Origin of the sequence: Streptomyces atratus, assembly GCF_014648655.1 — a bacterium.
Taxonomy (GTDB): domain Bacteria; phylum Actinomycetota; class Actinomycetes; order Streptomycetales; family Streptomycetaceae; genus Streptomyces; species Streptomyces atratus.
Window position 1 is genome coordinate 12,904 of record NZ_BMRN01000066.1, and the last position, 14,366, is coordinate 27,269.

Annotated in this window: 10 protein-coding genes and 2 pseudogenes; 10 read left to right on the plus strand and 2 right to left on the minus strand. The window is 70.6% G+C overall.

Annotation, left to right across the window (positions count from 1 at the left end; translation table 11 throughout):
* Positions 1 to 290: 290 nt before the first annotated feature.
* Positions 291 to 547: pseudogene (locus IEZ15_RS39875) on the plus strand (cytochrome P450); the annotation flags it as partial.
* A gap of 397 nt (positions 548 to 944) precedes the next feature.
* Here the strand turns inward: IEZ15_RS39875 and IEZ15_RS39880 are convergent.
* Entirely contained in the window at positions 945 to 2,087 is a 1,143-nt protein-coding gene (locus IEZ15_RS39880; protein ID WP_189281893.1) for an alpha/beta hydrolase, read from the minus strand.
* Between the two features lie 447 nt (positions 2,088 to 2,534).
* Positions 2,535 to 3,014: pseudogene (locus IEZ15_RS39885) on the minus strand (response regulator transcription factor); the annotation flags it as partial.
* A gap of 597 nt (positions 3,015 to 3,611) precedes the next feature.
* On the opposite strand from IEZ15_RS39885, the gene IEZ15_RS39890 reads away from it, so the two are divergent.
* The 9 genes from IEZ15_RS39890 (at position 3,612) to IEZ15_RS39930 (ending at position 14,009) form a co-directional block, all read left to right on the plus strand.
* Positions 3,612 to 4,004, plus strand: a complete 393-nt coding sequence (locus IEZ15_RS39890) for a DUF4190 domain-containing protein (RefSeq protein ID WP_229846457.1) — start codon at positions 3,612 to 3,614, stop codon at positions 4,002 to 4,004.
* A 170-nt stretch (positions 4,005 to 4,174) separates the two neighbouring features.
* Positions 4,175 to 5,755 carry an alpha/beta hydrolase gene (locus IEZ15_RS39895; RefSeq protein ID WP_189281886.1) on the plus strand — a complete coding sequence of 527 codons (1,581 nt, stop codon included), beginning with the start codon at positions 4,175 to 4,177 and terminating at the stop codon, positions 5,753 to 5,755.
* 488 nt (positions 5,756 to 6,243) lie between these two features.
* Positions 6,244 to 6,963: a cupin domain-containing protein gene (locus IEZ15_RS39900; protein ID WP_114242654.1), complete on the plus strand. Its 720-nt coding sequence runs from the start codon at positions 6,244 to 6,246 to the stop codon at positions 6,961 to 6,963.
* The gene (locus IEZ15_RS39905; protein ID WP_189281887.1) at positions 6,960 to 8,024 is read left to right on the plus strand and encodes a hypothetical protein; all 1,065 of its coding nucleotides are present in this window, start codon (positions 6,960 to 6,962) and stop codon (positions 8,022 to 8,024) included. Before IEZ15_RS39900 ends, IEZ15_RS39905 begins: the two co-directional genes overlap by 4 nt.
* Entirely contained in the window at positions 8,021 to 9,208 is a 1,188-nt protein-coding gene (locus IEZ15_RS39910; protein ID WP_189281888.1) for a hypothetical protein, read from the plus strand. Before IEZ15_RS39905 ends, IEZ15_RS39910 begins: the two co-directional genes overlap by 4 nt.
* A complete protein-coding gene (locus IEZ15_RS39915) occupies positions 9,205 to 10,116 on the plus strand; it encodes a hypothetical protein (protein ID WP_229846458.1) in 912 nt (303 codons plus the stop codon). Before IEZ15_RS39910 ends, IEZ15_RS39915 begins: the two co-directional genes overlap by 4 nt.
* Positions 10,117 to 10,215: 99 nt before the next feature.
* Entirely contained in the window at positions 10,216 to 10,752 is a 537-nt protein-coding gene (locus tag IEZ15_RS39920; RefSeq protein WP_114242657.1) for a hypothetical protein, read from the plus strand.
* A gap of 82 nt (positions 10,753 to 10,834) precedes the next feature.
* Positions 10,835 to 12,610 carry an asparagine synthetase B family protein gene (locus IEZ15_RS39925; protein WP_189281889.1) on the plus strand — a complete coding sequence of 592 codons (1,776 nt, stop codon included), beginning with the start codon at positions 10,835 to 10,837 and terminating at the stop codon, positions 12,608 to 12,610.
* 37 nt (positions 12,611 to 12,647) lie between these two features.
* Entirely contained in the window at positions 12,648 to 14,009 is a 1,362-nt protein-coding gene (locus IEZ15_RS39930) for an aldehyde dehydrogenase family protein (RefSeq protein ID WP_189281890.1), read from the plus strand.
* The last annotated feature ends 357 nt before the right edge of the window (positions 14,010 to 14,366 follow it).

Genomic DNA, 14,366 nt, shown 5'->3' on the forward strand with positions numbered 1-14,366 from the left:
ATCTTGTTCACTAACCGAGCGGACAGACCCGGCCCGGATGTCCGGGCTCCGGACCGGTGGGGCCCCGACCGTAGCCCCGCCCTGCGCGGTGGCTCAGGCGGCCAACACCCCTCGGCATCCCGCGGCCGTCACGGATGAGATGAGGGGGTCGCGACGCCGGCCACCGCGGCGCCGCATCCAAGCGGCACGTCTCACCGCGCCCTGAGGGAGACGGGCACGCTGCATACGACGTACGACCACGAGCTGCGGCGAACAGAGCTGACGCTCCTCGACGCACCGGCGTCGGTCTCTCCGGCAATCGCGACGAGCAGGTCTTCGACAACCCGTGCGACTTCGATGTCACGCGCGCCGACAATGACCACGTCACCTTCGGCAAGGGCAGCCCGCATGCCTGGGCAACCTGCTCGCCCGCACCGAGGTCCGCATCATGTTCGAGGAACTGATCCCGCGCCTGTCCGGCATCCGCCTCGCGGACGACGTCCCCCGTGTTCGCTCCAACTTCGTCAACGGCACCAAGAAGCTCCCGGTCGAGGTCAGCCTCGTCTGAATCACTCAGCGGGGAGCTGCAATCTGCACGCGGTGCGGACAGCGCACAGCGCATTTGTCACGGAGCGCTGTGCAGATTCGAGCTCCGCAAGGCGGTACGGGCTCGTGTGCATCCCTCGGGCCTGCCATATGCCCTCGTCGCGCGGCCGACGTGATCTTTTATGGCCCGGCGAAAAGGATCAACCGGAATCATCCGCCTCGTGGTGGAGACGGTGACAGGGCCGAATTCCGGGCATCGGGAGCCATCGATCTCCGGCACCACGGGATCCGATACACCCTCCACCTGATGCTCCGACCCGTGCGAGGTGTGGCGCAGGTCGTACAGGCGCTTGTCGACGGGGCTCACCGCAGATGATCCGCGCGCCGTACCCGGGTGCCCTGACCTCCCGCCCCATAGGTCAGATGCCCTTCGCGGGAGCGACCCGGCCCGCGTAGGTCGACAGTTCGGCCGTCAGCCAGCGGAAGACACGCGGCACCTGACGTTTCCACAGCCCGATGGTGTGCGGCCCGCTCACCTCGGTCACCACCACCCGAGTCGGGGGCGCTGCCGCCCGCCGCAGCGCGAGGCCGTCTCGGTAGCCGTCGTTGCGCCCTCCCGAGAGGTAGAGCGCGACGCTCGGCGGAGTGGCGGCGTGGCGCAGGATCCACAGCGGGTTGTTGACCCGCCGCAGCTCCGGGTCCCGGCCCGTGAGGGAGACCCGCTCGGCGGCCGGGTCGTTGTAGCCGGAGAGGCCCACGGCGGCGCGGTACCGGTCGGGATGGGAGAGCGCCATCTTCACGGCGCAGTGCGCCCCGGCCGAGTACCCGGCCACCGCCCAGCCGCTCGCACGGCTCTGCGCGCGGAAGGTATCGATCACCATCTGCCGGACGTCCACGCTCAGCCAGGACTCGGCGTTCACGACGCCCGGCACATTGGCGCACCCGGTGTCCTGGCCCGCCAGCAGATTGGTCCGCGGCTCCACGAGGATGAACGGGGCAATCTCCCCACTCCGCATCCCGGCCCTCAGCTGCGACTGCACCTGCAGGCTGCCGAACCACGCCTTCGCCGATCCGGGGAATCCGCCGAGGAGCTCGACCACGGGGAACTTCCGGTGCCGGAAGGCCGGTTGGCCGTATTGCGGCGGCAGCCATACGTACACCTCGCCGCGCACCCCCGACACCCGACCGCGCAGCTGGGTGACGCGGACGCCCCGGCCCATCCGGGCGTCGTGCGTCAGGCTGAAGTCCTGTACGATCTTCGGCTCATTCGCCGGGTGCTTGTGATCCCCGAGTCCGTCACGCCCGAGATCGGGCGCGGCGACGATGTGGTGTCCGGTGCCGAGCAGGTCGGCCCAGCTGTCGTACAGGCCGTTGGTGTTGTTGACCACCACGAAGACGCTCAGCACGGCTGCCGCCTGCGCGAGGACGACCATCACCATGCGGACCGCGCCGCGCACCACCGCGGGGCCGCGTACCCGGCTCCACAGCAGCAGGGGAAGCAGCACGGTGACCACGGCCAGCGCGATCGTGGCCAGGAAGAAGGGTGTCCCCGTCAGGCTCATCACGCCTGGGAGGATGCCGTAAGCACCGTGCTCGTTTACCCAGCTTTCCACCTTTTTACATCGGACGCGAGATACCGTGGAACGCTGTGTTGACGCCAGGAACCGTCGATCAGTGCCCCAGCCCGGTCCGCCCGGCGTGCGACGCAAGGAACCAGCGCGCGGGGTGACGCGAGAAGACATCAATCCAGGCCCGCTGCCGTTGCCACCCGCCCTCGCCCCGACAAGGCCTCAAAACTCCAGGTCAAAGGATAAAGGGCACGAGGCAGCCATGAAGCGTGTCGAGAGTGTCGTGAACATGGCCCTGTGCCGCTGAACCGCGTCTCCCAGGGACAGTCCGGCGAGTCAGGAGCGGAGCCGGAGACGCAGGGCAGCAACGGTCACGGTGCCGCGAGAGACGTACGCCCTCTTGTCAAAGCACGTGGCCACGGCCCGTAGATCTTCAACCGGTCAGCCGGCGAACCCCGGCACCACCAGACCGGACTCGTACGCGATCACCACCGCATGGGTCCGGTTCTGCGCGCCGAGCTTGGTCAGCACGTTCCCGACGTGTGTCTTCACCGTCTCCAGGCTCACCGTGAACGACTCCGCGATCTCCGGGTTGGACAGGCCGGTGGCCATCAACCGCAGCACCTCCTCCTCCCGCCTCGTCAGCGCCGCCTTCGGCAACGCCTCGGCGGAGCCCAGCGGGCGGGCGGCGACCATCCGGCGCAGGGCCGCCGGGAAGAGGATCGCCTCCCCCGCCGCCACCACCCGCACCGCTTCCGCGATCTGCCGGACCGGGAGCCGCTTGAGCACGAACCCACTGGCCCCCGCGCTGAGCGCGGCGGTGACGTAGCCGTCGTTCTCGAAGGTGGTGATCACCACGACCTTCGGCGGTTCGGCCGACTCGGCCAGCAGCTGCCGGGTGGCCTCGATCCCCTCCCAGCGCCACGTGCAGCAGCAGCCAGAGCGGAGTCCGCCAACGGTCAACTCCGGGTGGCACGGCTGGAGTCGGCGCGGCAGCAGGGGCTGGCACAGGAGGAGTCGGCCCGTTGCCGGGTGAGCTCGCGGGCTGACGTGCGGCCGCGGGATCCGGCAACGGCACCCTCAGCAGCCGACGGGCGGACGCGATCAGCACCCGCCGCATGGTGCGGGCCAGCCCGACCACGCCGATCAGTGCTGCCCAGACCAGCAGAGTCAGAACGGCCTGCACTCCATATGGAGCGGATGGCCACGCCAACGCCGGAAGCATCGCGAAAGGCAGCAGCAGTAGGCTCGCCAACGCACCGCAACAGGCGAACAGCATTCCCGAATACGTGGAGCCGCGCAGCAGCGGCCGGATTCCCCTGATCATAATCGGCCAGTATGGCCGGATGGTTCACCCGGGGCCTCCCCCGATCGGGGGAGCATTCTTTCCCGCCTTCCCGCGATGCGCACCCGAGCCCCCGGACGCCAGGATCGTGCCCTGAGCAGTTGACCGGAGGATGGCTGATGAACACGCAAGGAATAGAGACGTCGCCGAATCACACGGAACCGGCTGAGGCTGTGGCGACTCGGGCCGCTGGAGCAGACCTGTATTCCCCCGGCTCCCAGGGCCGCGGCAACGGCACGCGGGCTCCCGGCAGCAGGAACGGCCTGGCTGGGGCCGCCATGGTGCTGGGCGTCATCGGCTTGAGCACCTCGATCGTCTTCATCGGCGGCCTGTTCGGCGTCATCGGCCTGGTCCTGGGCATCGTCGCCCTGATCACGACCAAGCAGACCGGCATCGGCCGAGGCAAGGCCATCACCGGCGTGGTGACGTCGACCATCGCGATCGTGGTGACCGTCCTGGTCGCGATCTTCATGGTCTGGTACGCCAACAACACTCAGGAGTGCTACCGGCCCGACAGCTTCCAGCAATACAAGCAGTGCGTCCACGAGCAGCTCACGGGAAACTGACCGGCGGTCGGCAGCGCAATCGGCAACGACTCCAGCCGCGGCGCAAGGCCCGGGCTTCCGACTCAACGGCTTCTCAGCGGCCGACGAGTTCACGTCCTCGACACCCTCACCAACCCCCGCGCGCAAAAGAGCGGAAGAGTCATCTCTCCCCAGCAAGGAAGAGCATCTTTGTGCGAAACACATGCATAGCACCTCTCCTGGCCGTCGGCATCGCGACGACTTTCGTTTCGGCGCTGACACCCGCAACGGCCTTTGCCGTATCTGAGGCTTCCGCGGCCAGGGCCCCTCTGCGGCAGTACACGCAGCAGAAGCCCCAGTGGCAGCGCTGCGACGCCGGGAGTCCCGCCACCTTTCAGTGCGCGGCTCTCAAGGTGCCGCTGGACTACAGCGACCCCGGCGGTAAGAAGATCGACATCGCGGTATCCCGGCTGAAGGCGAGCAGCGGCGAGGAACGTCGCGGCGTTCTGCTGTTCAACCCCGGCGGCCCTGGCGGGCCGGGCCTGAACATGCCTGTCGACCTGGGAGCGGACCTCCCCGAGCGAGTGAAGAGACAGTACGACCTCATCGGGTTCGACCCGAGGGGCGTCGGGCAGAGCTCCCCCGTCAGCTGCGGTCTGACTGCCGATGAAATGATCACTGAGCGCCCGTACAAGGCCGAGACATTCGCGAAGGACGTGAAGTGGGCCCGTACGGTGGCCGACAAATGCCAGGCCAAGGGGGGTGACACGCTGCGGCACCTCACCACCCGCAACACCGCTCGGGATATGGACGTCATCCGTGCCGTGCTGGGAGAGAAGAAGATCTCCTACCTGGGGTACTCCTACGGCACCTACCTCGGCGCCGTCTACACACAGATGTTCCCCCGGCGAACCGACCGGTTCCTGCTGGACAGCGCAACCGACCCCACGCGGATCTGGCGGGGCACTTTCCAGGGGATGGCAGAGGGGACAGAGCCCGCCTTCACGCGATGGAGCCAGTGGACCGCCCAGCGACACACGACGTACAGACTGGGCAATACCCCGGCCGAGGTCCGCAAGACCTTCTGGGATCTGGTCGCCCAGGCCAACCGCACGCCCATCGACTCCGACGAGGGACCCCTCACAGGTGACGACATCCGCGCCGAGCGCCACAAGTTCTTCCGTGTTCAGGTAGCCGCCGAATGGGCCGCCGGGCTGAAGAAGGCCGCCGAGGGCACGAAGCCGGCCCCGTCCGGCACGCCCGAATGGGCCCTCAGCCCCGCCCCGCCGGCGTTCGCCCGTGACGTTCCCCTGGACAATTCCGACGCGAGCGCTTGGGCTGTCCTGTGCACCGACACCCGTACGTGGCCGCGCGACCCCGAGCAGTACCGCCGCGACGCGATCCGCGACAAGGCCCGGTATCCGCTGTACGGCGATTTCGCGTCCAACATCACGCCGTGTGCCTTCTGGAAGCCGGGCAGCGAGCCCACGACAACGGTGGACAACAAGGTCGGAGCACTGATCCTGCAAAACGAGTGGGACTCCCAAACGCCCCTGGCCGCCGGCCAGGCCATGCAGCGGGCCCTGCGCGGCTCCCGGATGGTCACCGTCGCCCGGGGAGAGGGGCACGGCGTCTATCCCTTCAAGTCCTGCGCGGACAAGAGCGCCACGGTCTACCTGACGACGGGCAGGCTCCCGGCCAAGGACCTGACCTGCCGAGCGCCGGCCGGGCAAACGGCGAAATCCCGCAAGCTCCTTGTCCCGACACCCCCCGGAACGCCCACCCGCTTGTGACTCTCAGCTGTCCACGGTGTTGAGGTGGGGCCTCCCGGCGACGGAAGGCCCCACCTGTTGATCCCGGCGTGTCAGAGCGATGCCGATGGGCCGAGGCGGACACCGAGCCGTGCTGAGTGACCACCATCAGGCGCCTCTCCGGCCTCCCCGAGACCCCGACAGAATCCCGATCCCACTCCTTCGTCGACCCCACCGGCATGTGCGACCTCGCGGAGACGACCGGTCCGGCCGGCACCCACGTCCTGACCTGTCATCGTCGTGACGCACCGCCGCGCACACCGGCCCCGCACCCGCCCGGAAGAGACAGCACGGCACCCAATCGTCCGTGGTCCACACCCCGCGTACGCTGCCGTCTCGACGCGCGTTCGCCCACCGTTCCCGCGCGCGTTGCCCAAGTGTCGCTCCCAAGGCTCCCCTTGTTGTGAATCAAGGCCGTACGATGCGCTTGCGAAGCGCGCGCCGCGCACAGGAACACAGGGGGAGGCGCGATGTCCCGGAGACCGCATGACGGCATATCCGACGCCATGCCGGACGGAGCGTGGGGCACGCTCCCCGAGGGTGTGGAGCTGTACCACCTGAGGCCGGACGGAGGCATCGAGCTGGCCGACCGCGAGGGCGCCCGCGAGCTGGGACCCGAGCGGGAGTTCCTCCGCTTCATTGATGACGGACAGTTCGCCCACTACCTGGTGGGCGACGCGGCAACCTCCCCCGAACGTCCCTCGAACGCCACGGTCAAACTCGGTGTGGTGGGGCCACGCAGCGCCTTCACCCCGCATGCCCATGGGGGTGAGCACTTCGTCCTCAGCCTGGGCCACGCGGCATGCGGCCTCCACGACGCGGACCGCGACCGGGTCACCGAAGTCCCGCTCACTCCCGGGATGTTGATACGGATTCCGGAGATGATGCCCCACTCCTTCGCGAACAGGGGCACCGATCCGCTGACGATCCTCGCAGCCAACACCGGTTACGGGATCGACCACGAGGACTACGCGATAACCGCCGGGGAGGCGGAGCGCCGCGCCACGGGCGACACCCCGACGACCGGCCAGGTGGCCGTGGCCACCGCCACCGACTACCGCGCTCTCGCCGCCGCCCTGCGCGACATCGAGCACCTTCAGCAGGACCGGGGCATCGCCACCACCACCGTCCGCGAGCGTCTGGCCAAACGACTGCGCCGTGTGGCGGCCGCACTGGAGGTCCGCCGGTGATCTGTCCGCACTGCGAGAAGAACTTGCTCCGCAAGGAGCGCCCCGACAACACCTGCTCCCACTGCAGGCGCACGTACGCGCTCGACCCCAAGACCAACTCCCTCGGCCTCAGCGACCTGCGGGTGCGCAGGATCCTCGCCAAGGTGACGGAGGAGGGCAGGATCGCAGTGGTGCCGGATCAGTTGTGGTACGCGCTCTCGCGCAAGCGCCTCAAGGAGAGCCGGTTCGCGCCGGGGTGTGCGAGTGCCTCGCTCGGCGCGGGCCTGTTCGTCGGCTTCTTCGCCATCGTCGCCGGGATCACGTACCTCCTCCTCGTCTCGGGCGCCCTGTTGCTCGCCGCCGCAGGCTTCGCCTTCGCACGAGCCGCCGGTGTGAGCCGGGGCTTCCCGGTCATGAGCCGTGCGGCGTTCCGTTCGGAGGCGCTCGCGCCCTGGCGGAACGTGTACGGCGGACTGCCGCCCGGGGTGGTCGACGACAGCCCTCCCGTTCCCTCTCGGGCCGGAGTTCGTGCACCCTCCGAAGCTCAGCCTGCTGCCGTACTCCTGTGCCCCGACCGCTCCATCACGGCGTTCCTGGTCGCCGACGGCCTGCCCGCCCGTTACGGAATCGCGCCGGCCGAGGATCTCGACGCGGTCCGCGCCCTGCCCACGCGGGGCCCGGTGATCGTGCTGCACGACGCCGACGCGCACGGGGAACTCCTCGTCCGGCAGGTCCGCGAGTGCCTGGGGCAACGCACAGTGATCGACGCCGGGTTGCCGCTGCGCACCGTCCGTCGTCTGGCGCAGGCCGTGCCCTACCGCGACAAGCAGGAGAAGCCCGACAGGGAGACCATGGCGCGGCTCACCGCGCTGGGCGAGTTCACCGAGGAGGAGCTGAAGTGGCTGGGAAAGGGCTGGCGCTTCCCGCTCGTCGGCATGCCCCCCGCCAGGCTGCTCGCCGCAGTCACCCGGGTCGCCGAACAGGTCACGCGGAGCGCCGATCCGGAACGGCGTCGCGCTGCGTCCGTGGGGTTCATGACCTGGCCGGGTCCGGCAGCCCAGGACCACGCGGGTGAGCGATGATCTGCCCCCGCTGCGCAGCCTCACTGACGGGCAAGCAGCGCAGCGGCAGAATCTGCGCGCACTGCGGGAAGCGCTTCGCGCTCGACCCCGCGGTGCACGGCAAGGGCATGCATGACATCCGCATCCGAGGCATCGCGGAGCGCGCCACCGACCACGGCCGCCTGAAGATCACCCTCACCCAGCTCTGGTATCTGTCCCGCACCCGCAACTACGCGTGGGCCGAGCAGGATCCGCAGGGTGTGCCGGCCGGGATCCGCTGGCTCGTGGCTCTGCCGGTGGCCGTCGCCCTCCTCCTGTGCGCGGTCCTGACCGACGGTGTCCTCGCGTTCGTCGCCGGAGCTGCCGGGTGCGTCGTCCTCGTCGTCGCATCGGCCATGCGCCATCGCCCCGGTCGGCCGCCCCGTTCGCAGATCATCCCCTCCGAAGAGACGTTCCGTCAGCTGATGACGGGCGCCTGGTCGACGGCGTACGGCCGGCTGCCGAAAGGCGTCGTCGACGACGCGCGCCCCGTGCCCCGGCCGCGCGGCGCGAGCCGTTCCCGTGCGTCTGCTCCGTTGTCCCGGCCCACGGCCGTGATCCTCTGCACCGACCGGGTGGCAGCCCTCTTCCTCACGGCCAATGACATTCCCGGCCGTCTGGGGGCCGTCCTCCTGGAGGCCGCCGGCACGGAGGGAACAGCGGGGCGCTCCGACATCGTGACAGGGGCCCTCAAGGAACTCGCGGAGTACCGCAGCGCGCTCCCGGTGGTCGTCCTGCACGACGCCGACCCGCTGGGCGTCCTGCTGGCACCGCTCATCCGCGCCGCGCAGCCCGACCGGGTCGTGGTGGACGCGGGCCTCCCCGTCTCCGCGGCCAGGGGCAAGCAGGGCGTCGTACGGCTCGCCCGGCACAATCGGTTGGCCGACGCGGAACAGCTCCGCACGGTCGCGGGTCTGCCCGAGGCCGACGCGAAGTGGCTCGCCGACGGCTTCTGGAGCCCGATCGCCGCAGTGCCGCCGCGCCTCCTCGAATCGATCGTCGTACGGGCGGTGGAGCGGGCCCTGGCCGCCCCGCCGCCCGGCCCCCGGCACGCCCACACCAACGGCTTCCTCACCTGGCCGCAGGCACCGCAGACCCCACACGCGCGGGACACCGGCCGACCCGGCGCCGGCACGTCCAAGAGGGAAGGCACCAGCTCCGCATGACCACGCGACGTCCCCAGGCTCCCGGAAGCGGGACCTCCATCGCCCCGGCTCCCCGAACCGGCCGCGGGCCCGGCGCCCGCCTCCTCGATCTCGCGATCACCGGGGCCGCCGCCCGCGCCGCGGGCCCCGGCGGCATCCGGTTCACGGAACGGCAGCTCTACTACGAGACCTGCCGCGTCCTGAGCCCGGCCGCGACCCTGCTCACCCGCATCCCTCGGACCCCGGCCCCTCCCCTGCGTCTGCGCACGTTCACACGCGCCCTGGATGCGCGGGGCAGGGAGACCGTGGAGGGCCTGCTCCCGCCGGTACCGTCGGCGTGGCCACGGCCCGCGGCCACGCCCGATTCCTCCGAACCCGACGTCTACGCCTACGGGCTGCCCCGCCTTCTCGTCTGCCAGGACCGCTCGATCGCCCGCATGCTGCTCTCCAACCATGTGCACCTGGAGGCGGCCTGCCCCGTCCTCTCGGCACCCGACGCCCTGCCTCTCGAGCCGCGCCTCGTCGCGGCGCTGGAGCGGGCGGAGGGCGCGACGGTCCATGTGCTGCACGACGCGAGCCCGGAGGGCATCGAGCTCCCGGCGCAGATCAGGGCCGCTCTCGGCCGCGTCCCCGGCCTACGGGTGGCGTCGATCGGACTCGTACCCCGTCACGCGGCGGCCCTGCGACTTCCCACCGGCCGCGGCCCGGCACCGGCTCCGCCTCTCGGACCCTGGCCTCCGGCGCTGCGGCCCCAGGAGGCCACGTGGCTGGCGCGGGGACGGTTCGCGCAGGTCGCGGCGGTGTCACCGCCCCGCCTGGTACGTACGGTGCTGCAGCTCACACGGGGACCCCGCCCGCCCCGGAACTCCATGTGGACCGAACTGCGCGGGCTGCGCACCACGGGTTTCCTGACCTGGCCCGCCTCGTGATCCGCCGCGTCACCCGCCCATGGACCGCGCGGTGACCCGTCCGAGCGAGCTCTCCTTCACGCGGCCACGACCGCCCCACAGACCCGAGGAACGCACACGATGATCCGACCTCAAGAGATCGGCTACTTCGACGAGCTGCTCGCCGACGGCAGCGTCCACCGGCGTTACGAGGACGGCCGGGAGGAGTGGCGCCACCGCGAGAGCTCCCCCAGTGGCCTCGTGCGCTGGCACGACAACCGGAATGCCTCCGGCACCGACGAACTCCTCGGCAACCGCATCATCAAGCGGGTCCTCGCCGACGGCACGGTGACGTACGCCCGCGACATCGGATACGGCCGCACCCTGTGGGACCGCGGCGAGACGGTGACGGTCAACCGGACGTCGTTCGGCGGCAGGATGGGCGTCATGCTCGCGGGCCTGGGCATAGCGGGCCTCGCCATCACCGCCGCCCAGCTGCCGCCGCTGAGCATGAGCCCGGAAGAGGAGGAGGAGCTCCGCCAGCAGCAGGCGCAGAGCCAGTCGTCGTCCTCGGGCGACTCGGGCGGGGGCGGCGATTCCGGTGGCGGCGGGGCGGACGACTGGGACGCCGGCTGGGACGACGGCGAGGAAGCCTGGAGCGACGACGACTTCGGCTGAGCCGGCCGCGTCGACACCACCGGAAGCCGTAACGGCGGCGGTAGCAGTACGGACCAGAGAACACAAAGGAAAGGAGCCGTCCATGGCACGCTTCTGCGTCTGCCTGGCCCCGACCACCCGGCAAGCCCGGTCCCATGTCGAGGCGATGGGTGCGGCCGGGACCGGCCGGGCAGCCGTGGACGTCGCCGGGGCTGATCTGGGACTGATCGCGGGCGAACCCGGCCGGGCCGAAGGCCCGTTCACGGCATACGGCCTGACGGCGGTGGGTGAGGTCACCCTCCACAACCGCCCGGCCCTCCTGTCCGCGCTGCACGCCGAGGGCACCCCCGTACCCGCCCGCTGCTCCGACGGTGAACTGCTGCTGCACTGCTGGGCCCGGCTCGGCGACGCGGGAGTGGCGCTGGCCGAGGGCATGTTCGTGCTGGCCGTGCTGGACGGCACGGACCTGATCCTGATCCGCGACCACGTGGGCGCCCGGACGCTCTTCTACGCCCGCGCCGAAGGAGCCTGGGCGGCCTCGACCTCGCTGAGGGCGCTGCGGCGCTGGCCCGCGCTCGGCACGTCGATGAATCTGTCCGCGGTCCGTTCCTTCCTCACCTTCGCCTATCTGCCGGGCGAGGAGACGCTCCTGACCGGCGTACGGGAAGTCCTGCCCGGGCGGGTGCTGCGGCTGGCGCAGGACGGCACGGTCACCGAAGCGGTGCACTGGGAGCCCCGCGAGCACATCGCGCAGCCGGTGCCGCAGGATCCGACGGAGCATGTCCTGGCCCTGCGGGCGCTCCTGGAGCGGGCGACGGCCGACAGGCTCCCGGAGGCGGAGCCGGCTGCGGTCCTTCTCTCCGGCGGAATCGACAGCTCCCTCGTCACCGCGCTGGCGGCGAAACTCCACAGTCATCCGGTTCACACGTACTCGATCAGCTTCGGCGACGAACTCCCCAACGAGCTGGGCTACTCGGGCCTGGTGGCCGCCCACTGCCATACCCGCCACCGGGTCCTGGACGTGTCGGGGAAGACGGTCGCCTCACGGCTCGCGGAGGCGGCTGCGCTCCTGGACAGTCCGGTGGGCGATCCGTTGACGGTCCCGAACCTGTTGCTCGCGGAGGCCGTGGCCGCGGACGGCGCGTCGGTGGTGCTCAACGGCGAGGGAGGCGACCCCGTGTTCGGCGGCCCGAAGAACCTCCCGATGCTGGTGCAGGAGATGCACCGCGAACCGGGGGCGCTCTGGGACGAGGACCGGGCGACGGCGTATCTGCGCTCGTACCGCAAGTGCTGGACGGACCTCCCGACGCTACTGACCGCGCAGACGCTCGACGCGCTGCGGGACGCCCCACGCCCCCAGCGGTTCGTGGAGCCGTATCTGACTCCGGGCGCCGACAGCCCGCACCGCATGGGCCATCTCCTCAACCAGCTCCTGCACTGCAATCTGCGGACCAAGGGCGCGCACCACATCCTGACAAAGGTGGAGCGCCTGACGGCGTCGCAGGGCATCGAGGGCCGGGCACCGCTCTTCGACCGCCGGGTCGTCGACCACGCGTTCGCGACGCCGCCGACGTACAAACTCCGTGGCTCGGCGGAGAAGTGGATCCTCAAGGAGGCCGTGCGCGACCTCCTCCCCGACACGGTCGTCGACCGCCCGAAGAGCGGGATGCGGGTGCCGGTGCAGCAGTGGCTGACGGGTCCTCTGCGCGATCTCGGGAACGATCTGCTGTTGAGTCGGCAGTCGACCGGCCGAGGCCTGTTCCGCCCGGACACGGTCCGCACCTGGATGAAGGGCGAGGGCATGCTTCTGCCCCGTCAGGGCGGCAAGCTGTGGCTGGTGCTGACGCTGGAACTGTGGCTGCGATCGTACGCGTTGTGAGGAACGAGCAGCAGGAAGCGACGAGCGGGAAGCAACGATGAACACTGAACTCACCGACCCTCGCACGGGCCGTTCCCGCGGCACGGCGCCGGTCTCCCGCGAGCCCGAGGTGGCTGTGGCCGTGGCGGCGGCCCGTACGGCGCTGGGCACGTGGAGCTCCCTGCCCCCCAGGGACCGGGCGCGGCGCCTGGACCGGCTGGCGACGCTGATCGAGGTCAGCGCGGCGGAGTACGCGGCTCGTGAGCGGGCCGGGACGGGCAAGCCGGATGCGGAGACGGCGGGCGAGATCGAACAGGTGGCGGATCTGTTCCGCTTCTACGCGACGGCGGCACGGACCCGGACGGCCCCGGCGGCGGGCCGACTGGTGTCCGGGCACGAGAGCTGGGTCCGCTGGGAGCCGATGGGCGTGGTCGGGGTGATCGTCCCCTGGAACTACCCGCTGATGATGGCGGCCTGGCGCTGCGCCCCGGCACTCGCCGCGGGCAACACGGTGGTGGTGAAGCCGGCGGAGACCACTCCGGACACTCTGGAACTGCTGGCGGAGCACGCCGCGCGGACCCTGGGCGAGGGCGTACTCCAGTCGCTTCCGGGAGACCGGCGGACGGGCCGGCTGCTGGTCGAGTCCCCGGTGGACATGGTCGCGTTCACGGGCAGCGGCCGGGCGGGCCTGGATGTGGCGGCGCGGGCGGGGACACGCCGGATCAGCCTGGAGCTGGGCGGCAACGCCCCGGCCGTCGTTCTCCCGGACGCCCCGGCGGACACGTATGCGTCGCTCGCGGAAGCGGCCACGTACAACGCGGGCCAGAGCTGCGCGGCGCCGGCCCGGGTCATCACGCTCACGGAGAACTACGAGTCGACGGTGGCCCACCTGGCGGAGGCGATGGGTGCCCGGCTGGCAGGCCGCGACTTCGGCCCGCTGAACAACCCGGACCAGGTGGCGCGTTACGACTCCCTCGTCGCCTCCTCGTCGGCGAAGCGACAGCTGGCGGCGGACATCGCCGCCCCGCCCGGCGAGGAGCACGGCCACTGGCGCGCGGCCCTTCTCCTTGCGGATCTCCCGCACGACGACCCGACGGTCACCGAGGAAGTCTTCGGCCCGCTCCTCACGGTCCAGCACGCGGACACCGTGGAGGCGGCCCTGAGCCTGGCAAACGGTGTCCCCCAGGCCCTGGCGGCCAGTGTCTGGACGACCGATCTCGGCACGGGGCTCGATCTCGTGGCCCGTCTCGACGCGGGCGAGGCCTGGCTCAACTGCCATCTGGTGCAGACGGCGGAGCTCCCGCACGGCGGGCGTGGCGCGTCCGGCCACGGAACGGACCTGAGCACGCTGGCGCTCCAGGAGTACCAACGGCCCAAGACGGTGACGGTACGGCTGGCGCCCGGCATACGCGAGAGCTGAGGGTGGCTTCGTGTGGTGGCGTCTGATCCGCATGCTGCGGGCACGTCGCCGGTGGAGTTGGGGCGACGTCCGCCGCCGGTTCACCACTCCCAACGGGCGGTGGCTACCGATCGCGGCGGACGGGGTCGAGCTGTTCCGGATCGCATCGGTCACGGTCTGCCGTCACCGATACCGGGCCGGCACGATCCCCAACCCATGGCAGCCTGCGACCCCCGTCTGACGGCAGAAACCGTGGAGAGCCCGTTGCGTTGAGAGGCGCACGGCGGGTGTGCGCCGTGAGGCGCTTCGTTGTATCCCCGACGCAGTCGGGAGGAACTCGGAGGGAGGTTCCTGGGTCGCCTGACTTACCTGGACGCG

Bases quoted from the DNA above. Each gene is read 5' to 3' on its own strand.
- IEZ15_RS39925 (WP_189281889.1), top strand. From the start codon at position 10,835: ATGGCACGCTTCTGCGTCTGCCTGGCCCCGACCACCCGGCAAGCCCGG.
- IEZ15_RS39900 (WP_114242654.1), top strand. From the start codon at position 6,244: ATGTCCCGGAGACCGCATGACGGCATATCCGACGCCATGCCGGACGGA.
- IEZ15_RS39930 (WP_189281890.1), top strand. From the start codon at position 12,648: ATGAACACTGAACTCACCGACCCTCGCACGGGCCGTTCCCGCGGCACG.
- IEZ15_RS39915 (WP_229846458.1), top strand. From the start codon at position 9,205: ATGACCACGCGACGTCCCCAGGCTCCCGGAAGCGGGACCTCCATCGCC.
- IEZ15_RS39910 (WP_189281888.1), top strand. From the start codon at position 8,021: ATGATCTGCCCCCGCTGCGCAGCCTCACTGACGGGCAAGCAGCGCAGC.
- IEZ15_RS39880 (WP_189281893.1), bottom strand. From the start codon at position 2,087: ATGAGCCTGACGGGGACACCCTTCTTCCTGGCCACGATCGCGCTGGCC.
- IEZ15_RS39920 (WP_114242657.1), top strand. From the start codon at position 10,216: ATGATCCGACCTCAAGAGATCGGCTACTTCGACGAGCTGCTCGCCGAC.